Here is a 20,593-nt window from a genome sequence, read left to right as displayed (position 1 = left end):
GGATAACTTCATGAACCTGTCTCGCTATCTGCTGCTGACCCTCGCACCCCTGGCATTGAGCGGATTCATCCCGCAGGCCAAGGCGTCCACGGACGACTGCCATTTCAACCTGAGCCAGTCGGTGCTCGATTACGGGCTGATGAACCGGGCGATACGGCCTGATGCCGCACCGCAGCGCAACCTCGGTGAACGCCAGCTCAGCCTGACCCTGAGCTGTGCGCAGCCCATCGACATGAGCCTGTTCTACCGGGCGATGGCCGCGACCGCCGGACGCTTTCACTTTGCCGAACGCGGCAGCTATCAGATGCGTATTCGCGATGCCGTTCTGGATGGCCAATCGGTCGATATCGGGTTGATTGTCGGGGTCGGACAGCCGCCGGCAGAAACGGCGTCGAGCCTGATCTGGCATCCGGAGCACGGGGTCGTCCCGGTGCAGGCCGGCGTGCCCGTACAGGGTCGCAGTTTCTCGGCGCAGCTTGAGCTGACGGCCTGGGTTCAAGAGCAAGGCATGCAGGTGCGTGACGCGGTGACCTGGGAAGCCTTCGGGGTGTTCGACGCCGCCGGACTCACCCGCGAGGCAACCTTGCGCGCCCGCTTCGCTCCGGCGGCCTGCGAACCGGTGCTGTCCAACGGCGGTGTGTTCGACTTCGGCACCCTGTCGAAAAAAGACCTGCACGCCGACAAGGACACCCACTTGCCGCCCAAGTCGTTGACGCTGATGGTCGGCTGCGACGCGCCGACGTCCTTCGCCTTGATCATGCATGACAACCGCTCAGGCTCGGCGACGCTCGACAGCGAGATCGACTACGGCCTGGGCAAGGACAGCCGCGGCAACAGGATCGGGCGTTTTTCACTGCTCGTGGACCCGGACTACGCCCATGCCGACGGCTTCGCCCGCCTCTATCGAACCGAGTCCAGCAGCGCCGGCACGACCTGGAGCACCGGCAGCGCCAACCCGCTCGCCATCGGCAAAAGCCGTTACCTGGCGTTTACCGACAACGCCGGCAGCGGCGCCGGCCCGGTGCTGATCCAGAACCTGAGCACCACGGTGACCGTCGACGCCGTCATCGCCCCCACCAACAGCCTGGACCTGAGCAGCGCCATCGACCTCGATGGCGCGGGGACGATCGAGATTATTTACCTGTAACACCCAACCCGATCCTGCTGGATCCGGGGCGCACTCGAGCGTCTCGGAGCAGACAGGGCACAACCTGAGAAGTGAGTAAACAATGATTAAAAAGTACTTTGCAGCACTCTCCGCCACTGCGCTGATTGGCGTTGCGCCTTATGCACTGGCGGCCTCAAGCACTGATTTGACGGTGACGGGTCTTATCACCCCAAATGCTTGTACCCCTTCGTTGTCCGACGGGGGACTGGTCGACGTCGGCAAGGTGGAGGTAAAAGACCTCAATCCAACACAGTACACAGTAGTCGGCAGACAACCGATGCAATTGACGGTTGCGTGTGATGCGTCAACTCTATTTGCACTAAACGGTATAGATAACAAAGCCGGGACATCATCGTCCGACTTGTATTTCGGATTGGGCCTGACCAGCAATAATGAAAAAATTGGTTACTTCACGCCATTGATCCGAAGCGCGCTTGCGGACGGACAGCCTGCACACTCGATCAGATCGATTGATAACGGTGCGAGTTGGCACCGCATCTATCAGATTCTTAAGAATAGCCTCACATCGACAAGCGTTGTTGGCACTCTCATTCCAATCGCCGTGAAGGACCTCACTGTGGAACTGACGGTTCAAACCGTTATTGCCCGCGCCGACAGCCTCACCTTAACCGACGATGTTGCTATCGACGGTTCAGCCACATTTGAAATGAAGTACCTGTAAGCCGTGCACCTTGCCCGAGGTCCTGCTTCGGGCAAGGACTGATTCCGCTCACCCGACAAAGCGAAACTGTTCCATGACAAAAATTCCACACGCTCTGACCATGACGTTCATCGTCCTGACGGCGCCGCTCACCTTCGCCGCCTCGTCGACAGACCTGACGGTCACTGGCCTCATCACCCCACTCGCCTGCACCCCGATGCTGTCAAACAGCGGTCTCGTCGACTACGGAAAAATCTCCCGGCAGGACCTGAACGTCGACAAACGCACACGACTGCGTGACCAGACACTCGACCTCAACATTCAGTGCAATGCGCCCACGCGTTTTGCCCTGCTGATGCGCGACAACCGCGACGGCTCGGCCATCGTCAACAGCGAGATTTACTACGGCCTGAACCACGATCACAGCCACAATAAAATCGGCTTGTATTCGCTGAATTTCGATCCGGCCAGCACGGTGGTGGACGACCTGACGCAGGTCTATCGAACCGACTCGACCACGGGCGGCAAAGCCTGGAGCCCGTCGAACAGCCAGGCCATTCCGATTGGCTCCCGAAGCTATCTCGGCTTTACCGACAGCGCCGGCAGCAGCGCCGGCCCGATTGCCATTCGCACTCTGACCAGCCGGGTGACGGTCGAAACGGTCATCGCGCCCACCTCCGAACTGGACCTGAGCACCGAGGTGCAGCTCGACGGCTCGGCGACCCTGGACGTTGTTTACCTGTAGTTCAGACCTTTTCGCTCACCACCTGCACGTACAGAGAACGTCCGGCGCCGAGGCCAGCCACGATTGCGCCAAGGCCAATGACGCCGAAGATCCAGCCCAGCGCCGTCCAGCCGCCGGTCCAGTCATGCACGATACCGACCGCGAACGGCCCCATCGAGGCCAGGGTGTAACCGAATCCCTGAGCCATGCTCGACAGGTTGGCCGCGACATGCGAGTCCCGCGAGCGCAGCACGATCAGGGTCAACGCCAGGCTGAACGTAGCGCCCTGTCCCAGGCCGAGCAGAATTGCCCAGCCCCACAGGCCTTCGATCGGTGCGTAGAGACAGCCGAACAGGCCGCCGAGGGTCATCAGCATCACCACTACAATGGCCAGTCGCTGATCCTTGCCGCGTGTCGCCAGCCAAGGCGCCGCGAGAGAACTGGCCAATTGGACGATCACCGATCCTGACAGCACCAGACCGGCCTGGGTTGGTGTCAGCCCGCGACCGATCAGGATTGACGGCAACCAGCCAAATACGATGTACGCCAGGGACGATTGCAGGCCCATGTACAACGTCACTTGCCAGGCCAGCGGATCACGCAACAGTCCGCGAACCCGATACGCGACGTTGTGCGCGCCATGTTTCTGGCCACCCACTTGCGGCAGCCAGAAGATCGCCGCCACCAGCGCCGGCACCACCCAGAAACCCAGACCCATGGCCCAGCTCTGGTCGAAATGCTCACTCAGCGGCACGGTGGCGCCGGCGGCCATCGCGGCCCCCAGGCACAGCGCCATGGTGTAGACGCCGGTCATGGTGCCGGCCTGTTTCGGGAAGTCGCGCTTGACGATGCCTGGCAACAACACACCGATCACACCGATGCTCGCACCGGCCAGCACGCTGCCGGCAAACAAGCCGATCTCGCCAAACGAACTGCGCAAAATGATCCCGCCCGCCAGTGTCAGCAGAATCCCCAACACCACTCGCTCGGCGCCAAAACGACGCGCCAGCACCGGTGCCAGTGGCGCGAACAGACCGAGGCAGAGCACCGGCAATGTGGTCAGCAAACCGGCTTGGGCCGCCGACAACCCAAGGGTCTTAGAGATCTCGCTGAGCATCGGCGCCATGCTCGACAGCGCTGGACGCAAGTTCAACGCCACCAGGATCAGCCCCAGCAGCAACAGCCATGGCCGACGCAGAATCGGGTGACTTTGCTGGACGTGTTCGTCATCGGCCTCGGCGTCGATCAGCAACTCTTCGAGCTCCGCCGTGCGCTTGGGTTGCGTGAGATTACTATCGCTGCTGGACATGGATTTCTCGGTTTCAAGGTTCATTGATCAATTGCCTCGACAGGGCTTTGGCCCGTTCCGGGTCGCGTTGCTCGACGGCATCCAGCAGTTCGATGTGCAGGTCGAACACTTCCTGGCGTCGCGGGGTGATGTTCAAGGTCTGGCGCAACTGCGCACCGATGACGCTCGAGAAATAGCGATACAACTCGCTGAGTGTCGGGTTGTGCGCGGCGTCCACCAGACGGCGGTGGAACACCAGGTCGCAGGCGATGTAGCTGTCGAGATCACCGTGGTAGTGGCTGCCGCTGACACCGAGCGCTTCGCGCAAGGCCAGCAGGTCTTCGTCTGTTCGGCGCAGTGCCGCGAGGCCGATGGCTTCGACTTCAAGGATGTGCCGCGTCTCACGAGCCTGCTCGTGGGAGCAACGGGACAAGGCTTTCATGGTGTCCAGCGGATCGATGACGGCCCGCAGGTAGCTGCCGTCGCCCTGACGGATGTCGATCAATCCGGAAAACGCCAACACGCGCATGGCTTCACGCACGGTATTGCGGCTGATGCCCAGCTCGGTCGCCAGTTCTGGCTCGGTGGGCAGACGTTGGCCGACGACCCAGATGCCTTGCGTGATGCGCAGGCGTAGCTGGTCCAGCGCTTGATCGACCAAGGATCGCTTGGTCAATGGAGAAATGTCTGACATGGAATTCGCCCTTTCATCCAATCATAGGATGAATTTTCTGACATGTTAGTCAGCTACGCGTAGGACGGCAACCGCCTACGGTCAGGGGGAGGGAAATGGAGCGGGATATTTGATGAGTCAAAATTACTTAGGGTAATTTCAGGGATAGGTGCAAGATTTCTGGTGCTGATGCGCTTGCTTGATCGCTACCCGCATTTGCTCGCCGATGCGCGAAATTTGGGCGAAGACGCAGACTTGAGAGGTTTCAAGGACATCGTTCACAAAGAACATTAACGGTCACTGTGCCCTGAACAGCACACACAAAAAACCCGGCACAAGGCCGGGTTTGTTTTACCTGTCAGCCGACATCAATGCAAAATCTGGCTCAAGAACATCTTGGTCCGCTCATTCTGCGGGTTATCGAAGAAATCGTTCGGCGCGGCCTGTTCAACGATTTCACCCTTGTCCATGAAGATCACGCGGTTGGCCACGGTCCGGGCGAAGCCCATTTCGTGGGTTACGCAGAGCATGGTCATGCCGTCTTCAGCCAGACCGATCATGGTGTCCAGCACCTCTTTCACCATCTCGGGGTCGAGTGCCGAAGTCGGTTCGTCGAACAGCATGATTTTCGGTTTCATGCACAGCGCGCGGGCAATCGCCACACGCTGTTGCTGGCCACCGGACAGTTGCCCCGGGAATTTATGCGCCTGCTCCGGAATGCGTACGCGCTCCAGGTAATGCATGGCGATTTCCTCGGCCTGGCGCTTGGGCATTTTGCGCACCCACATTGGCGCCAGGGTGCAGTTCTGCAGGATGGTCAGGTGCGGAAACAGATTGAAGTGCTGGAACACCATGCCGACTTCACGGCGCACCGTTTCGATCTGCTTGAGGTCGTTGGTCAGTTCCACGCCATCAACCACGATGCGGCCCTGCTGGTGTTCTTCCAGTCGGTTGAGGCAACGGATGGTGGTGGACTTGCCGGAACCCGACGGGCCGCACAACACAATACGCTCGCCCTGTTTCACGTTCAGGTTGATGTCTTTCAACACGTGAAACTGGCCGTACCACTTGTTCACGCCCTGCATCTGAATAATGCCTTCAGGGCTCACTGTCTTTTTGATTGCTTCGCTCATTACAGAACTTCCCAAATTAGGTAGCGACTTAGCGCTTGTGCCCAGTGTCGAGCTTGCGTTCCAGATGCATGGAATAGCGCGACATACCAAAACAGAAAATCCAGAACACCAGGGCCGCGAACACATAACCTTCAGTGGCCATGCCCAGCCATTTCGGGTCGGCGGCGGCTTGTTTGACGCTGTTGAGCAGGTCGAACAGGCCGATGATGATCACCAGGCTGGTGTCCTTGAACAGCGCAATGAAGGTGTTGACGATGCCAGGGATGACCAGCTTCAGGGCTTGCGGCAGGATCACCAGGCCCATGCTGCGCCAGTAACCGAGGCCCATTGCTGCGGCCGCTTCGTACTGACCTTTGGGGATCGCTTGCAGACCACCGCGCACCACTTCGGCGACGTAGGCCGACTGGAACAGGATCACGCCGATCAGTGCCCGCAGCAGCTTGTCGAAGCTCATGCCTTCGGGCAGGAACAACGGCAGCATCACCGACGACATGAACAGCACCGTGATCAACGGCACGCCGCGCCAGAATTCGATGAAGGTCACGCAGACCACACGAATTGCCGGCATGTTCGAACGACGCCCCAGCGCCAGGACGATACCCAGCGGCAAAGCGCCAGCGATACCGACGGTCGCGATCACCAGGGTCAGCATCAAGCCGCCCCATTGGCTGGTCGCCACCTGAGTCAGGCCGAAGATGCCGCCATGCAGCAGGAAGTAGGCAATGATCGGGTACAGCACCAGGAAACTCAGCGCGTACACCGCTTTGCGATGAAAGCGCGAGATGAACAACGGTGCCACGCCGATGACCGCCAGCCACACCGTCAGGTCGACGCGCCAGCGCAGCTCCGGCGGGTAGTAGCCGTACATGAACTGGCCAAAGCGCTGTTGGATGAACACCCAGCAGGCGCCCTCCTTCGTGCAGTCGGCGCGCGTGGTGCCGACCCAGTTGGCGTCCAGGATTGCCCAATGCAGGATCGGCGGCACTACCAGGTAAATCAGATAGAACGCGAACAGGGTCAGCAGGGTATTGAGCCAGCTGGAGAACATGTTCGCGCGCATCCATGCAATCACACCGATGCTGCTGCTCGGTGGAGGCATGTCAGGTTTGAATGTATGAGTACTCATGCGCTATTCCTTACCGCTCGATCAGCGCAATGCGCTTGTTGTACCAGTTCATCAGCAGGGAAATGCTGATACTGATCGCCAGGTACACGCTCATGGTGATCGCAATCACCTCGATCGCCTGCCCGGTCTGGTTCAGCACCGTACCGGCAAACAACGACACCATTTCCGGGTAGCCGATACCGGCCGCCAGCGAGGAGTTCTTCGCCAGGTTCAGGTATTGGCTGGTGAGCGGTGGAATGATCACGCGCAGGGCTTGCGGGATGATCACCTTGCGCAGGGTCGGACCGTTGCGCAGGCCGAGCGAGTGCGCCGCTTCGGTCTGGCCGTGGCTGACCGACTTGATGCCCGAACGCACGATCTCGGCGATGAACGCCGCGGTGTATACGGTCAGGGCCAGGGTCAACGCCAGCAGTTCCGGGATCAGCACCCAGCCACCGACGAAGTTGAAGCCCTTGAGCTCCGGCAACTCCCAGTGCAGTGGCGCACCGAAGATCAAGGCGCACAGCGCCGGGATCACCAGGAACAGCGCCAGGCCGACCCAGAACTTGTGGAACGGAACACCGGTCTCTTCGAAGCGTTTGGTGGCCCAGCGGCTCATCAGCACGATGGCGACAATGGCCACGACAATGCTCGCCACAAATGGCCAGAACCCGTCCGCCGTCAACGCGGCCGGCATGTTCAGGCCACGGCTGCTGACGAAGAAGGTGTCGCCGAAGTTATGGCTGTTGCGCGGCCCCGGCATGGTCAGGAACACCGCGAAGTACCAGAACAGGATTTGCAGCAGCGGCGGAATGTTGCGGAAAACTTCCACATAAACAGTCGCCAGCTTGGCGATGATCCAGTTCTTCGACAGTCGTGACACGCCGACGATGAACCCGAGGATCGTCGCCAGGATCACGCCGATGAAGGTCACCAGCAGCGTGTTGAGCAGGCCGATGACAAACACCCGGGCATAACTGTCCGATTCGGTGTAGTCGATCAGGTGTTGAGCGATGCCGAAACCGGCACTGCGCTCCAGGAAACTGAAACCGGAGGTAATGCCCCGGTGTTGCAGGTTGGTCTGCGTGTTATCGAACAGATACCAGCCCATCGAGACCACCGCCACAATGGTGATGATCTGAAACAGCCACGCACGCACTTTGGGATCGCTGAGGCTGAGCCTCTGCTTTGGTGCGCCGATTGAATTTTGCATGAAGTGCCCCGGATGTAATGGAACAGAACATCACCCGGTGGTTGGCCCACCGGGTGATAGAACCATCAGCGCACTGGTGGTGCGTATTGAATGCCGCCGTTGGTCCACAGGGCGTTCATGCCACGGTCGATTTCCAGCGGAGTGCTCTTGCCGAGGTTTTTCTCGAAGACTTCACCGTAGTTGCCGACCTGGCTGACGATCTTGACGACCCAGTCCTTCGGCAGTTTCAGGTCCTTGCCGTACTCACCATCAGCGCCGAGCAGACGGGCAACGTCAGGGTTTTTAGTCGACTTGGCTTGTTCAACCACGTTTTTGGAGGTCACGCCTGCTTCTTCGGCGTTGAGCATGGCGTAGCCAACCCAACGAACGATGGCCAGCCATTCGTCGTCGCCGTTACGCACGACCGGACCCAGAGGTTCTTTGGAAATGGTTTCCGGCAGAACCACGTAGTCTTTCGGCGAAGCCAGCTTGCTGCGCTGTGCGTAGAGCTGGGATTTGTCGGAGGTCAGCACGTCGCAACGACCGGATTCCAGCGACTTGGCGCTTTCATCGGAGGTGTCGAAAGTGATCGGGGTGTACTTCAGGTTGTTGGCACGGAAGTAGTCGGACACGTTCAGCTCGGTGGTGGTACCGGCTTGAATGCAGATGGTTGCACCGTCCAGTTCCTTGGCACTTTTCACGCCCAGCTTGCTGTTGGCCAGGAAGCCCACGCCGTCGTAGTAAGTGATGAAGCCAGGAAACTTCAGGCCCATGCCCGCGTCACGGGAGCTGGTCATGGTGGAGTTGCGCGACAGCATGTCGATTTCGCCGGATTGCAGAGCGGTGAAACGCTCCTTGGCATTCAACTGGCTGAATTTGACTTTGTTTGCATCGCCGAACACTGCAGCCGCCACGGCGCGGCAGTAGTCAGCATCGATACCAACAATCTTGCCAGTGGAGTCTGGAACCGAGAAGCCCGGCAGACCATCACTGACACCGCACTGTACGAAACCTTTCTTCTGCACTGCATCCAGGGTTGCACCCGCCTGAGCGAACCCACTGATACCGAGTACTGCGGCTGCAGTCACGATAGCCAGGGTGGATTTCAACATCTTCATTCAAACCTCCAGTTTTGCTCTTGTTGTGTCGGAGCTTGAGTCCTGCCGCACCCTTTTGAGGCGTAATCGACCCGAGTTGGCTTTTTTTGGGGTCAACCGACGTAGGACCTGCGCTATGAGTCTAGTAGGAGAAAATCCACATCATGGATAACTCACTTCTCACCAATCGGCCGAACGGGCTGTAGCCCTTTCACGTTCGCGAAGCCCGTAGCGGCCACTGGCGAACATCCATCACCGGATTCTTTGCTATCCCGCCGTCAGCAGTACACTGATAGTGTTACCGCAAGGGGCGAGATGGGTTGCACCGCTTTCTCATAGCAAAGCCCGTACCAGACCGCTCGCTGAACCGATTGCGCGACAGGTCAATAGCAAAACTTGTAGCCTTGCGACATCTTCTTAACTGATCAACCTGAGGCGCACTGGGATCTCGCACCCAATCAGAGCGCACGCACAACAATGGAGCAGCCATGACCGAGCCCCTTATTCTTGAACCCGTAAAGCCCGTAGACGCTTGCGTTATCTGGCTGCACGGCTTGGGCGCCGACCGCTACGACTTCCTGCCGGTGGCCGAAGCCCTGCAGGAAAGCCTGTTGACCACGCGCTTCGTCCTGCCCCAGGCGCCCACCTGCGCCGTCACTATTAATGGTGGCTACGAGATGCCGAGCTGGTACGACATATTGGCCATGAGCCCGGCGCGTGCGATCAACCGCGAGCAGCTGGAGGAGTCAGCGCAACGAGTCATTAAATTGATCGAAGTGCAGCGAGCCGTTGGAATAGACGCCTCGCGGATTTTTCTCGCAGGCTTTTCACAGGGTGGCGCCGTGGTGTTACACACCGCTTTCCTGAAGTGGCAGGGGGCGCTGGGTGGCGTACTTGCCCTCTCTACCTACGCGCCGACGTTCAGCGATGCACTCGAGCTTTCCGCCAGCCAGCAGCGTATTCCCGTGCTGTTTTTGCACGGTCAGTACGATGACGTGGTGCAAAACGCCATGGGCCGCTCTGCGTATGAGCATTTGAAGCAGCGTGGTGTCACCGTGACATGGCAGGAATACCCAATGGGCCACGAAGTGTTACCCGAAGAAATTCGCGATATCGGCACCTGGCTCGCCGAGCGCTTGCGTTAAAAGCCTTCCTTTGATCATCCCGCTACGCCGCGCCCGTTTCTTGCATTACACTGGCCGGCGTACATTCCTTAACCAATTGATGAGATGACCGTGCTCAAAGCACTCAAAAAGATGTTCGGTAAAAGCGAGGTTGAGCAGCTCGCCCCAGTCGCCAGCGCTCCGTCTCACATCCCCAGCCACCGCACCGACGGTCATCAGCCTGGCCGGACCGCTGCCGTAGCGGCACCGAAACACGAGCCAGTGACCACACCGGCCGCCCCTCCTGTCGAGGTCATCGCAGCGGAACAACCGCTCAGCGAAGCTCCAAAACCTGCAAAACCACGTCGTGAACCGAAGCCAAAAGCGCCGGTTATCCCTTGGAAACTCGAAGACTTCGTCGTCGAACCACAGGAAGGCAAAACCCGCTTCCACGATTTCAAACTCGCCCCCGAACTGATGCACGCCATCCAGGACCTGGGCTTTCCGTACTGCACGCCGATCCAGGCGCAAGTGCTGGGCTTCACCCTGGCGGGCAAAGACGCCATCGGTCGCGCCCAGACCGGCACCGGCAAAACCGCCGCGTTCCTGATTTCGATCATCACCCAACTGCTGGAAACCCCGCCGCCGAAAGAGCGCTACATGGGTGAACCGCGGGCACTGATCATCGCGCCAACCCGCGAACTGGTGGTGCAGATCGCCAAGGATGCGGCCGACCTGACCAAGTACACCGGCCTCAACGTCATGACGTTTGTCGGCGGCATGGACTTCGACAAGCAGCTCAAGCACCTCGAAGCCCGTCACTGCGACATCCTCGTGGCCACTCCGGGCCGCCTGCTCGACTTCAACCAGCGCGGCGACGTGCACCTGGACATGGTCGAAGTGATGGTGCTGGACGAAGCCGACCGGATGCTCGACATGGGTTTCATCCCACAAGTGCGTCAGATCATTCGCCAGACGCCGCCGAAGAACGAGCGTCAGACGCTGCTGTTCTCCGCGACCTTCACCGAAGACGTGATGAACCTCGCCAAGCAATGGACCACCGACCCGTCGATCGTCGAGATTGAGTCGCAAAACGTGGCCAGCGAAAACGTCGAGCAGCACATCTACGCCGTTGCCGGTGCCGACAAATACAAACTGCTCTACAACCTGGTCAACGACAACGGTTGGGAGCGGGTGATGGTGTTCGCCAACCGCAAGGATGAAGTGCGCCGCATCGAAGAACGCCTGGTGCGCGATGGCGTCAACGCCGCGCAACTGTCCGGCGATGTACCGCAACACAAGCGCATCAAGACCCTGGAAGGTTTCCGCGAAGGCAAGATTCGCGTGCTGGTCGCCACTGATGTCGCCGGTCGCGGCATTCACATCGACGGCATCAGCCACGTGATCAACTTCACCCTGCCGGAAGTTCCGGACGACTACGTACACCGTATCGGTCGTACCGGTCGCGCCGGTGCCGATGGCGTGTCCATCAGCTTTGCCGGTGAAGACGACTCCTACCAGCTACCGTCCATCGAGGCGTTGCTGGGCCGCAAGATCAGCTGTGAAACACCTCCGACGCATCTACTGCGGGCGGTTGAGCGCAAACGCCCGTAACCGGGAGTTTGCAGAAAGAGGCGCAGCCGGAAACGGACTGCGCTTTTTTTTCGCCTCGCTTTTTACAAGCGCTTGCCCAACACAACTAAAAGTCCATAATGGACAAATTAGTTTACTTGCAGCTTCCGGAGCCGACCATGTCCAGTACGCCTTATGTGATCACCCAGCCTCAGGCCCGCGAACTGCTGGCGAAGATCGACGTGCCGCAGATCCTGCGCAAGCTGTTCCGCGACTTGGCGGCCGGGCAAGCGGTGCAACCGGCGCAGCAACTGGTGGAATTCCCTCAGGGTGCCGGCGATTTCATCAACTACCTCGGCGTGCTGGCCCAAGACGGTGTCTACGGGGTGAAGACCTCGCCTTACATCGTGCGCGAACAAGGCCCGCTGGTGACGGCCTGGACACTGCTGATGTCGATGCAGACCGGCCAGCCGCTGCTGCTGTGCGATGCCGGTGAATTGACCACCGCCCGCACGGCCGCCACCACGGCGGTGGCAGTCGACGCCCTCGCTCCGGCAACCGCGCAACGTCTGGCGATCATCGGCAGCGGCAAAGTCGCCCAGGCGCACTTGCACTACGTCAAAGGCCTGCGCGACTGGCAGAGCATCAGTCTCTACTCGCCGAGCCTGAGTGACAAAAATCCCGAAGTGTTGGCGCAGCTCCAAGGTCTGGATCCTCGTCTGACCATCGTCGACAGTCGTGAAGCGGCCGTGCAAGACGCCGACGTGATTATGCTGTGCACCTCGTCCGCAGGCCCGGTGATCGACCCGGCTATCTTGAGCAAACCGGCATTGATCACCTCCATCAGCACCAACGCCCCGCGCGCCCACGAAGTGCCGCCGCAGAGCCTCAATGATATGCAGGTGTTCTGCGACTATCGTCTGACCACGCCGGGCTCGGCGGGCGAGATGCTGATTGCTGGCGAGCAGCATGGCTGGGATAAACGCTTGATAGTCGGCGACCTGCCCGACCTGTTGAGCGGCAAGGTACAACGCCCCGACTACGACCGGACTGTGTTCTTCCGCTCCATTGGCCTGGGGCTGGAAGACATCGCACTGGCCAATGCCATCTACCACCTCCACCACTAACACCACGATCCCCTATGGGAACTTGACTTTGGGGCGGCTTCGCCACCCAACGGGGGTAAGCCCCCTCACCACAGGCTCGCTCCCACAAGGGGTCGCCACAATTTCGGTATTAACGCCCCACAGGAGACGTTCATGAGCCAGGCAGACTTCATCATCATCGGCGGCGGGATTGCCGGGGCTTCCACCGGCTTTTGGCTGTCGCAGCAGGCCAGGGTGATTGTGCTGGAGCGCGAATCCCATCCGGCCTATCACTCCACCGGACGCTCCGCCGCGCTCTACACCGCCGCCTACGGCACGCCCCAGGTGCGCGCGTTGACCCAGGCCAGTCGCGACTTCTTCGACGCGCCGCCTGCCGGCTTCTGCGAACACCCGCTGCTGACACCGCGCGGCGAGATGACCGTGGACTTCACCGGCGACCCGGCTGAACTCAACAATCAATACCTCAGCGCCAAAGCCACGGTGCCCGAAATGCAGCTGCTCAGCGCCGATGAAGCCTGCGCGCGCCTGCCGATCCTGCGCCGGGAAAAAGTCCACGGGGCGATCTACGACCCGACCGCCAGCGACATCGACACCGATGCCCTGCACCAGGGTTACTTGCGCGGCATCCGACGCAACAAAGGCGAAGTCATTACCGACACCGAAGTGCTAAGCCTGACCCGCGATGCCGACGGCGTGTGGCAAGTCACCACCAATGGCCAGACCTTCACCGCCCCCGTCATCATCAACGCCGCCGGTGCCTGGGCTGACAAAGTCGGTCAACTGGCGGGCGCCAAACCGTTGGGCCTGCAACCGAAACGGCGTGCGGCCTTCATCTTCGCCGGCCCCGAAGGCGTGGACATTCACCATTGGCCAATGCTGGTCAGCCTCGACGAGTCCTTCTACATGAAGCCCGACGCCGGCATGTTCCTCGGATCGCCGGCCAACGCCGACCCGGTGGAGCCGCACGACGTACAGCCGGAAGAACTGGACATCGCCATGGGTATATACCAGATCGAAGAGGCCACCACCCTGACCATTCGCCGCCCGACCCGCACCTGGGCCGGGTTGCGCAGCTTTGTCAGCGATGGCGATTTACTGTCCGGCTTCGACCCGCAGGTCCCAGGCCTGTTCTGGGTGGCGGCACAGGGCGGCTACGGCATCCAGACGTCGCCGGCCATGGGCCAGGCCAGCGCGGCGCTGGTGCGCGGTGAACGCTTGCCCGAGCAGCTCACGCGTTTCGGTCTGGACGCCGACATGCTCTCCCTCGCTCGCCTCGGCTGAGCGCCTGTTCAGGTGACGTGTCACCACGATTGCGGCAAACTTCCAGCGCCCGTTGTTACAGGGCGCTGACGCTGCCTGGAGCTCCACCGTATGAACGCACCTGAAAAAGACCCGGCGCTGGACAATTACCGGGCGATCGCCGATGCCATCGCCACGCTGTTCTTCCCTCATGCCGAGGTGGTGCTGCATGACCTGCGCACGCAGAAGATCGACTACATCGCCAACAACCTGTCAAAACGGGAAATCGGCGATGACGCGGCGCTGGAGGACATGCTCAGCGACGATGTCAGCGAAACCAACATCGGGCCGTACGAAAAGCTCAATTGGGACGGTCAGAAGATTCGCAGCTTGAGCACCGTATTGCGCGATGGCGAAGGTCATCCGCTGGCCGTGTTGTGCGTCAACCTGAACATCTCGCTGTTCGAAAATGCCAAGGCGGCGCTCGACCTGTTCCTGTCGCCGAGCAAGCTGATCCCGCAGCCGGACTCACTGTTTCGAGATGACTGGCAGGAGCGGATCAATACCTTCTTGCACGCCTGGTTGCGCGAACGGCAGCTGAGCCTGAACCTGCTGACACGCGACCACAAACGCGAACTGGTGCTGGCGCTGCATGCCGAAGGTGCTTTCAAGGGCAAGAGCGCGTCGAACTATGTGGCCAATGTGCTGAACATGGGCCGGGCGACGGTTTACAAGCATTTGAAGGAATTGAAGGGCTAGGATCTGAGATTTGTGTGGCTTGATCCGGCCTCTTCGCGAGCAAGCCCGCTCCCACATTTGATCTCCATAAGGCGCAGATCTAGTGTGGGAGCGGGCTTGCTCGCGAAGGCGAATTATCAATCGCCGTAGATATCGGACTTGAAGTACTTGTCCGAAATCTTCTGATACTCGCCACTCGCCCGAATGCCATCAATGGCTGCGTTCAGTTCACTGACCAATTCAGTGTTGCCCTTGCGCACCGCAATCCCCGCGCCCTCGCCCACGTATTTCGGGTCCTTCAGCTCCGGCCCGACAAACGCGTAACCCTTGCCACGCGGCATCGACAGGAAGTCATTCAACGGGATGGTGTCGGCAAAAATCGCATCGAGGCGACCGGCTGCCAGGTCCATGTAGATTTCTTCGTTGTTGCCGTAGCGCTTGACGGTGATGCCCTTCGGTTCGAACACCTCGGTGGCGTAACGGTCGGTGGTGGTCGCGCGCTGCACGCCAACGGTTTTGCCTTTGAGGCTGGCGTATTGGTCATCGACCACCGCGCCGTCCTTCATCACCAGGCGTGACGAAGTGAAGTAATACTTGTGGGTGAAATCCACTGACTTCTTGCGGTCTTCATTGATGGTCATGGACGACAGCGCCATGTCGATTTTCTTCACTTTCAGGGAAGGAATCAGACCGTCGAATTCGCCTTCGACCCACACGCACTCGACCTTCATCTGCGCGCACAACGCGTTGCCGATGTCGTAGTCGAAACCGACAATTTTGCCCTCGTCGGTTTTCGAGGCGAACGGCGGGTAAGCGGCTTCGATACCGATGCGCAGGGCTTTCTCGGCGGCAAACACACTGGTGCACGCCAACAGGCTCAGGGCCAGACCGGTGATGAGGGGGAATTTCTTCATGTTCGTTCTCTCGCGGGTTGTTGTTGGTTTGGCAAGACAGAAGAAAGAGCAGAAACGGGGGAACACCTTTTTTTGTACTTATAATTCCATACTGGACTTTTATGTATTAATCGTCAATCGGGCAAGCAGGGTCATGCCTGGCCGACGGTCGGGTGGTGAGTCAGGGAAATTATGCGGTGAGGCTGGCGGCCCTTTCGCGAGCAAGCCCGCTCCCACATTCGACCGCTTTTTTCTGGGAGAACTCGGTTAAATGTGGGAGCGGGCTTGCTCGCGAAGGCGGCATAGCCGACAACAAAGAAACAACAGGGTGTTTACTTCTTCCAGCGATCCGCCGCCGCATGATCGCTGTCACGCCCCTCAACCCAACGCGGGCCGTCACTGGTGTTTTCCTTCTTCCAGAACGGCGCACGGGTTTTCAGGTAGTCCATGACAAAGGCGCAAGCATCGAACGCTGCCTGGCGATGGGCGCTGGCGGCGCCGACGAAGACGATCGGTTCGCCCGGTTCCAGGGCGCCGATGCGGTGCAGCACTTCCAGCTTCAATAGCGGCCAGCGCTGTTCGGCCTCCTGGGCAATCTTGCCGAGGGCCTTCTCGGTCATGCCCGGGTAGTGCTCAAGAAACATCCCGGCCACATCGAGTCCGTCATTGAAGTCGCGCACATAGCCGACAAAACTCACCACCGCGCCCACGCCGACATTGGCAGCGTGCATGGCGTTGACTTCAGCACCCGGATCGAACGCCGTGGACTGCACGCGAATCGCCATTGATCAGCCCCCGGTCACGGTCGGAAAGAACGCCACTTCATCGCCATCGCTCACCGGCTCGTCGAGCTGGCAAAGGTCCTCGTTGCGGGCGCACATCAGGTTCTGCTCGCTGAGCACGTCGGCACCGTCGCGCTGAGCCAGCAGCGCACGCACGTCGTCGACCGTGGCGAAATCACCTTCAACCTTGACCAAGTCCACGCCCAGCGCTTCACGGTAACGCGCGAAAAACTTCACGGTAACGTTCATGGCTGATCCGCCTGGAAATGACCGCTCTTGCCGCCGACCTTCTCCAGCAGGCGCACACTTTCGATGGTCATGCCACGATCCACGGCCTTGCACATGTCATAGATGGTCAATGCCGCCACGCTGGCAGCGGTCAGCGCTTCCATCTCGACGCCGGTCTGTCCGGACAACTTGCAGCGCGCGACGATGCGTACGGTGTCGTCACCTTCGGCACTGAGCTCGACTTTGACGCCGGTCAACATCAACGGGTGGCACAGGGGAATCAGATCGCTGGTTTTCTTTGCCGCCTGAATGCCGGCGATACGCGCCACGGCGAACACATCACCCTTGGGGTGACCGCCGCTGACGATCATCTGCAACGTTTCGGGCAGCATGCGCACCAGCGCTTGGGCCGTCGCTTCACGGAACGTCACGGCTTTTTCAGTGACGTCGACCATGTTGGCGCGACCTTGGGAATCGAGATGAGTCAGCACAGGGTTACTCCTGATCAGGAGCGTCGATTGTAAACCTGCGGGTCAATTTTCCGCACGCTAGATTATGTGTTCACTGCAATACCCTTGTGGGAGCGAGCCTGCTCGCGATGGCGGCGTGACAGTCACATCCACGTCGACTGACAGTCCGCTATCGCGAGCAGGCTCGCTCCCACAGGGTTATGTGTTGGGCATAAAAAACCGGGCGACCTTTGGGGCCGCCCGGTTCGGGTGAAGCAGTTACAAATGCGATTCCGCGTATTCGGCCAGAATCGAACGAGGCACCCCTTGCAGGGTGATGTGCACACCGTTGGGGAAGTCTTTGAAGCGTTCGGTCAGGTACGTCAGCCCGGAACTGGTCGCGGACAGGTAAGGGGTGTCGATCTGCGCCAGGTTACCCAGGCACACCACTTTGGAACCGGCGCCAGCACGGGTGATGATGGTTTTCATCTGGTGCGGTGTCAGGTTCTGGCATTCATCGATCAAAATCAGGCTCTGCTGGAAGCTGCGGCCCCGGATGTAGTTGAGGGATTTGAACTGCAACGGTACTTTGCTGAGGATGTAGTCGACGCTGCCATGGGTGTTTTCGTCATCCATGTGCAAGGCTTCGAGGTTGTCGGTGATGGCGCCCAGCCAAGGCTCCATTTTTTCTGCTTCGGTGCCGGGCAGGAAACCGATCTCCTGGTCCAGGCCCTGCACGCTACGGGTCGCGATGATCCGGCGATAACGTTTGCTGACCATGGTCTGCTCGATCGCCGCCGCCAGTGCGAGGATGGTTTTGCCGGAACCTGCTGCCCCGGTCAGGTTGACCAGGTGGATATCCGGATCGAGCAAGGCGTACAGCGCCAGGCTTTGATAGATGTCACGCGGTTTCAAGCCCCAGGCTTCCTGGTGCAACAGGGGTTCCTGATGCAGGTCGAGAATCAGCAGCTTGTCTTCTTCGATCTCCTTGATCCAGCCGACAAAACCCTGTTCGTCGATGATGAACTCGTTGATGTGCACAGCCGGCAGGTTGTCGATCATTCTCACCTGGTGCCAAGTGCGGCCGTGATCCTGGCGGGTTTCGACATTCTTGACGAGGTCCCAGAAGGAACCGGTCATGTTGTGGTAACCGTTGGGCAGCAACGAAACGTCGTCAACCAGTTGGTCGGTGCTGTAGTCCTCGGCCGCGATCCCGCACGCCCGGGCCTTGAGGCGCATGTTGATGTCTTTGGTGACCAGCACGACGGGCAACTTGGGTTCGCGCGCGTGCAGGTCAATCAACTGATTGATGATGATGTTGTCGTTCAGGTGTTCGGGAAGAATGATGTTCGGTTCGGCGCGTTTGCTCATCAGAATTGACAGCAAACCCTTTGGCCCACTTTTGCCACGCTGGATCGGTACACCCAGCTCGACGTCTTCAGGACTGGCATCGCCCAGCGTCTTGTCGATCAGGCGAATGGCCTGACGGCATTCCGCAGCCACGCTGTGATGCCCGCTCTTGAGCTTGTCGAGCTCTTCAAGGACGGTCATCGGAATGGCGACGTGGTGTTCTTCGAAGTTGAGCAGCGCGTTTGGATCGTGAATCAATACGTTGGTATCGAGTACATAAAGGATTGGCTGGTTGGAAGAAGAGCTACGTCCGTGATCATCCATACTCGGTCACCTTTGTGGGAGCCAGTAGACGCAATACCTTGGCGGTGCTGCGCCTCGAAGTGACTGCCGAATCTCACCTGCGGAGAGTCAAGTGACTGCAAACAAACGGGTCTTGGAAGACGCCACCTGTGTTGCAGGTTTCGGCGGTCTGTCTTCGTAATACTCCAAAACGTGTGACAGAAAAAAGTACTTTGACGCTTTTTTGAAGTTTATTTTTCAGAATGACCAATAGCACTTGGCGGACTGCCATCACCCCGTTAAAGTCGGAAGTCCGCCTGCATCGAATTTCCTCTAAAAATCGCCAAAAACCCAATGTTTACGGGGTTTGTGCCAATCAACGCGTTTCAGCGAAAACCGTCCTGACAGTCTTCCCAACCGATCCCGCTTTGTGCCGTTTGCGTGATCAGCCAGGGCATCGCCGTTTTCACCCCGTCCTGCTTCACATTGAAATTGATTACGCCATGGCGCCACAGCAGCATCAGCGTCAGCACGCGTTGCGCGCTCGGGTTGCCCTTGAGCTTGCCGGCCCCGTCCTGCGCATCGATGTTCCATAACGCGACCTGCAAACCCTGGGCGTTGAAAAAGCCTTCGGCATCGGCGCGGCGTTGGCCATCGGGCGGACGAAACAGCGGCACGTAGTTCTCCGGCAACTTGCTCTTGACCAGTTCGACGCTGCGTCGCACCGAGTCCTGCCAGTCCTGCCAATGGCTGTGGGAGCGGAACTCCCAGCCCTGCACGCCGATGCATTGCTGCGAGTACATCGTTTGCAGGCTGGCCACCGAACCGGCAGCCAGGCGCGCCTGAATGTCCTTGCCGAGGACGAAGAAGGTGCCGCTCATGTTCGACTTGCGCAGGTACTCGGCAACCCACCCGGTGTTGTCCGGCGCGATGTTGGCGGCGCTGTCGAAGGTCAGCAAAAACAGTCGGTCATGCATGGCATCGCCAGTGTGCTCATAGTCGCCAAAACGATCGACTTCGCTGCTGGTCTGTGGAAACAGGGCAGCCTTGCGCAGTTGCTCGTCCAGGTACTGTGCGTGGAACAACCGGCTCGGTTCGGCCCACTTGATGTAGTAACTGTCGTCGCTGACCAGGAACTTGGCCGCTTGCCCGCGCAAGGTCTCCATGTCTTCGACCAGGAAACAGAAAGACGCATCCTGATCGCAGCTTTGCTGGGCGAAGTTGTAGTTGGTCAACAAGCGCTGCCAGAGGCGCTGGCGCAGTTGATTGACCGCTTCCAGATTGATTCTGCGCAACCCCAGGCGTTGGGCCAGTGCGGGTTCATCCAGCGACTCGCTGGCCAGCAGCACCCGCGCAAACATGAGGATTTCGGCCCGCGACGCCACGTCGAACAGAGTCGGGCTGCTGAGTTTCTCAGGCCAGGTGCTGCGATCCAGCGTCGCCAGATCACCGGGCGCCGCCAGGGCGCCAAAGCTCAATAGCCATGCCGAGAATAGAAAAACGATACGCAATGGGATGTCTCCATAACAAAACCCGCGCCGCACTATAGCCGATCCCGCACTAGCGCCACGACCTACTGTGGGAGCGAGCCTTTGTGGCGAGGGGGCTTGCCCCCGTTCGGCTGCGAAGCAGCCGTAAACCCGTTAAATGCGGTTTGACTTCGAAACGCAGGGTCGCTTCGCAACCCAACGGGGCGATGCGGCGTTCCGACAAGCCCCCTCGCCACATGGCTCGCTCCCACAGGTTATGTGCATCGCCACCGATCACCTATCGCCTTGATAGCTGGAGTCATCCGCCTCTACCCCCTAGA

General features: G+C 59.5%; 20 protein-coding genes and 1 pseudogene. 9 read left to right on the top strand and 12 right to left on the bottom strand.

All coding sequences use genetic code 11. The features are described 5' to 3' along the window. Positions 1–10 precede the first annotated feature (10 nt). The 3 genes from BK660_RS12840 to BK660_RS12830 all read left to right on the top strand — a co-directional run bounded on the left by BK660_RS12840 (position 11) and on the right by BK660_RS12830 (position 2,574). Positions 11–1,147: a DUF1120 domain-containing protein gene (locus tag BK660_RS12840; protein WP_123433600.1), complete on the top strand. Its 1,137-nt coding sequence runs from the start codon at positions 11–13 to the stop codon at positions 1,145–1,147. A gap of 82 nt (positions 1,148–1,229) precedes the next feature. Continuing rightward, positions 1,230–1,850 carry a DUF1120 domain-containing protein gene (locus BK660_RS12835; protein ID WP_123433599.1) on the top strand — a complete coding sequence of 207 codons (621 nt, stop codon included), beginning with the start codon at positions 1,230–1,232 and terminating at the stop codon, positions 1,848–1,850. A 73-nt stretch (positions 1,851–1,923) separates the two neighbouring features. Next, a complete protein-coding gene (locus BK660_RS12830; RefSeq protein ID WP_123433598.1) occupies positions 1,924–2,574 on the top strand; it encodes a DUF1120 domain-containing protein in 651 nt (216 codons plus the stop codon). Position 2,575: 1 nt separating this feature from the next. On the opposite strand, the gene BK660_RS12825 is transcribed toward BK660_RS12830, so the two are convergent. After that, positions 2,576–3,886: a CynX/NimT family MFS transporter gene (locus tag BK660_RS12825; protein WP_123433597.1), complete on the bottom strand. Its 1,311-nt coding sequence runs from the start codon at positions 3,884–3,886 to the stop codon at positions 2,576–2,578. After that, complete coding sequence (locus BK660_RS12820) at positions 3,876–4,535, bottom strand: FadR/GntR family transcriptional regulator (protein WP_123433596.1); 660 nt, start codon at positions 4,533–4,535, stop codon at positions 3,876–3,878. The genes BK660_RS12825 and BK660_RS12820 overlap by 11 nt, the downstream gene beginning before the upstream one ends. Before the next feature lie 159 nt (positions 4,536–4,694). Between BK660_RS12820 and BK660_RS32995 the strand changes: the two are divergent. Beyond that, positions 4,695–4,808, top strand: a pseudogene (locus BK660_RS32995) (transcriptional regulator); the annotation flags it as partial. Positions 4,809–4,882: 74 nt separating this feature from the next. Here BK660_RS32995 and BK660_RS12810 read toward each other — a convergent pair. The 4 genes from BK660_RS12810 to BK660_RS12795 all read right to left on the bottom strand — a co-directional run bounded on the left by BK660_RS12810 (position 4,883) and on the right by BK660_RS12795 (position 9,062). Beyond that, positions 4,883–5,647: an amino acid ABC transporter ATP-binding protein gene (locus BK660_RS12810; protein WP_123433595.1), complete on the bottom strand. Its 765-nt coding sequence runs from the start codon at positions 5,645–5,647 to the stop codon at positions 4,883–4,885. A gap of 28 nt (positions 5,648–5,675) precedes the next feature. After that, the gene (locus tag BK660_RS12805; protein ID WP_123433594.1) at positions 5,676–6,773 is read right to left on the bottom strand and encodes an amino acid ABC transporter permease; all 1,098 of its coding nucleotides are present in this window, start codon (positions 6,771–6,773) and stop codon (positions 5,676–5,678) included. A 10-nt stretch (positions 6,774–6,783) separates the two neighbouring features. Then, the gene (locus tag BK660_RS12800) at positions 6,784–7,965 is read right to left on the bottom strand and encodes an amino acid ABC transporter permease (protein WP_123433593.1); all 1,182 of its coding nucleotides are present in this window, start codon (positions 7,963–7,965) and stop codon (positions 6,784–6,786) included. Between the two features lie 65 nt (positions 7,966–8,030). Then, positions 8,031–9,062 carry an amino acid ABC transporter substrate-binding protein gene (locus tag BK660_RS12795; RefSeq protein ID WP_123433592.1) on the bottom strand — a complete coding sequence of 344 codons (1,032 nt, stop codon included), beginning with the start codon at positions 9,060–9,062 and terminating at the stop codon, positions 8,031–8,033. 467 nt (positions 9,063–9,529) lie between these two features. Here BK660_RS12795 and BK660_RS12790 point away from each other — a divergent pair, with 467 nt between their 5' ends. From BK660_RS12790 to BK660_RS12770, 5 genes are all read left to right on the top strand, one after another. Beyond that, positions 9,530–10,186, top strand: a complete 657-nt coding sequence (locus BK660_RS12790) for an alpha/beta hydrolase (RefSeq protein ID WP_123433591.1) — start codon at positions 9,530–9,532, stop codon at positions 10,184–10,186. Positions 10,187–10,270: 84 nt separating this feature from the next. After that, positions 10,271–11,758 carry an ATP-dependent RNA helicase RhlB gene (gene rhlB, locus BK660_RS12785; protein ID WP_027924857.1) on the top strand — a complete coding sequence of 496 codons (1,488 nt, stop codon included), beginning with the start codon at positions 10,271–10,273 and terminating at the stop codon, positions 11,756–11,758. Positions 11,759–11,895: 137 nt separating this feature from the next. After that, positions 11,896–12,843 (top strand): ornithine cyclodeaminase family protein, encoded by a 948-nt coding sequence (locus tag BK660_RS12780; RefSeq protein WP_185045082.1) that lies wholly within the window; start codon positions 11,896–11,898, stop codon positions 12,841–12,843. Positions 12,844–12,975: 132 nt separating this feature from the next. Further along, entirely contained in the window at positions 12,976–14,103 is a 1,128-nt protein-coding gene (locus tag BK660_RS12775) for an NAD(P)/FAD-dependent oxidoreductase (RefSeq protein WP_123433589.1), read from the top strand. Between the two features lie 90 nt (positions 14,104–14,193). After that, positions 14,194–14,820 carry a helix-turn-helix transcriptional regulator gene (locus BK660_RS12770; protein WP_123433588.1) on the top strand — a complete coding sequence of 209 codons (627 nt, stop codon included), beginning with the start codon at positions 14,194–14,196 and terminating at the stop codon, positions 14,818–14,820. A 116-nt stretch (positions 14,821–14,936) separates the two neighbouring features. On the opposite strand, the gene BK660_RS12765 is transcribed toward BK660_RS12770, so the two are convergent. From BK660_RS12765 to BK660_RS12740, 6 genes are all read right to left on the bottom strand, one after another. Further along, positions 14,937–15,713: an ABC transporter substrate-binding protein gene (locus BK660_RS12765; protein WP_123433587.1), complete on the bottom strand. Its 777-nt coding sequence runs from the start codon at positions 15,711–15,713 to the stop codon at positions 14,937–14,939. 311 nt (positions 15,714–16,024) lie between these two features. Further along, positions 16,025–16,477: a molybdopterin synthase catalytic subunit MoaE gene (moaE, locus tag BK660_RS12760; RefSeq protein ID WP_123433586.1), complete on the bottom strand. Its 453-nt coding sequence runs from the start codon at positions 16,475–16,477 to the stop codon at positions 16,025–16,027. 3 nt (positions 16,478–16,480) lie between these two features. Then, positions 16,481–16,723, bottom strand: a complete 243-nt coding sequence (locus tag BK660_RS12755) for a MoaD/ThiS family protein (RefSeq protein ID WP_123433585.1) — start codon at positions 16,721–16,723, stop codon at positions 16,481–16,483. After that, a complete protein-coding gene (moaC, locus tag BK660_RS12750) occupies positions 16,720–17,193 on the bottom strand; it encodes a cyclic pyranopterin monophosphate synthase MoaC (protein WP_027924850.1) in 474 nt (157 codons plus the stop codon). The genes BK660_RS12755 and moaC overlap by 4 nt, the downstream gene beginning before the upstream one ends. Before the next feature lie 237 nt (positions 17,194–17,430). Further along, positions 17,431–18,825: a PhoH family protein gene (locus tag BK660_RS12745; protein WP_123433584.1), complete on the bottom strand. Its 1,395-nt coding sequence runs from the start codon at positions 18,823–18,825 to the stop codon at positions 17,431–17,433. A 344-nt stretch (positions 18,826–19,169) separates the two neighbouring features. After that, positions 19,170–20,294: a polysaccharide deacetylase family protein gene (locus BK660_RS12740; protein WP_123433583.1), complete on the bottom strand. Its 1,125-nt coding sequence runs from the start codon at positions 20,292–20,294 to the stop codon at positions 19,170–19,172. Between the last annotated feature and the right edge of the window lie 299 nt (positions 20,295–20,593).

Origin of the sequence: Pseudomonas brassicacearum (assembly GCF_003732265.1) — a bacterium.
In the GTDB taxonomy this organism is placed as follows: domain Bacteria; phylum Pseudomonadota; class Gammaproteobacteria; order Pseudomonadales; family Pseudomonadaceae; genus Aquipseudomonas; species Aquipseudomonas brassicacearum_D.
This window is presented reverse-complemented; position numbering and strand designations above follow the sequence as displayed.

Excerpts from the sequence above, each read along its gene's own strand:
- BK660_RS12840 (WP_123433600.1), top strand. The coding sequence starts at position 11 with ATGAACCTGTCTCGCTATCTGCTGCTGACCCTCGCACCCCTGGCATTG.
- BK660_RS12835 (WP_123433599.1), top strand. The coding sequence starts at position 1,230 with ATGATTAAAAAGTACTTTGCAGCACTCTCCGCCACTGCGCTGATTGGC.
- BK660_RS12830 (WP_123433598.1), top strand. The coding sequence starts at position 1,924 with ATGACAAAAATTCCACACGCTCTGACCATGACGTTCATCGTCCTGACG.
- BK660_RS12825 (WP_123433597.1), bottom strand. The coding sequence starts at position 3,886 with ATGAACCTTGAAACCGAGAAATCCATGTCCAGCAGCGATAGTAATCTC.
- BK660_RS12820 (WP_123433596.1), bottom strand. The coding sequence starts at position 4,535 with ATGTCAGACATTTCTCCATTGACCAAGCGATCCTTGGTCGATCAAGCG.
- BK660_RS12810 (WP_123433595.1), bottom strand. The coding sequence starts at position 5,647 with ATGAGCGAAGCAATCAAAAAGACAGTGAGCCCTGAAGGCATTATTCAG.
- BK660_RS12805 (WP_123433594.1), bottom strand. The coding sequence starts at position 6,773 with ATGAGTACTCATACATTCAAACCTGACATGCCTCCACCGAGCAGCAGC.
- BK660_RS12800 (WP_123433593.1), bottom strand. The coding sequence starts at position 7,965 with ATGCAAAATTCAATCGGCGCACCAAAGCAGAGGCTCAGCCTCAGCGAT.
- BK660_RS12795 (WP_123433592.1), bottom strand. The coding sequence starts at position 9,062 with ATGAAGATGTTGAAATCCACCCTGGCTATCGTGACTGCAGCCGCAGTA.
- BK660_RS12790 (WP_123433591.1), top strand. The coding sequence starts at position 9,530 with ATGACCGAGCCCCTTATTCTTGAACCCGTAAAGCCCGTAGACGCTTGC.
- rhlB (WP_027924857.1), top strand. The coding sequence starts at position 10,271 with ATGACCGTGCTCAAAGCACTCAAAAAGATGTTCGGTAAAAGCGAGGTT.
- BK660_RS12780 (WP_185045082.1), top strand. The coding sequence starts at position 11,896 with ATGTCCAGTACGCCTTATGTGATCACCCAGCCTCAGGCCCGCGAACTG.
- BK660_RS12775 (WP_123433589.1), top strand. The coding sequence starts at position 12,976 with ATGAGCCAGGCAGACTTCATCATCATCGGCGGCGGGATTGCCGGGGCT.
- BK660_RS12770 (WP_123433588.1), top strand. The coding sequence starts at position 14,194 with ATGAACGCACCTGAAAAAGACCCGGCGCTGGACAATTACCGGGCGATC.
- BK660_RS12765 (WP_123433587.1), bottom strand. The coding sequence starts at position 15,713 with ATGAAGAAATTCCCCCTCATCACCGGTCTGGCCCTGAGCCTGTTGGCG.
- moaE (WP_123433586.1), bottom strand. The coding sequence starts at position 16,477 with ATGGCGATTCGCGTGCAGTCCACGGCGTTCGATCCGGGTGCTGAAGTC.
- BK660_RS12755 (WP_123433585.1), bottom strand. The coding sequence starts at position 16,723 with ATGAACGTTACCGTGAAGTTTTTCGCGCGTTACCGTGAAGCGCTGGGC.
- BK660_RS12745 (WP_123433584.1), bottom strand. The coding sequence starts at position 18,825 with ATGGATGATCACGGACGTAGCTCTTCTTCCAACCAGCCAATCCTTTAT.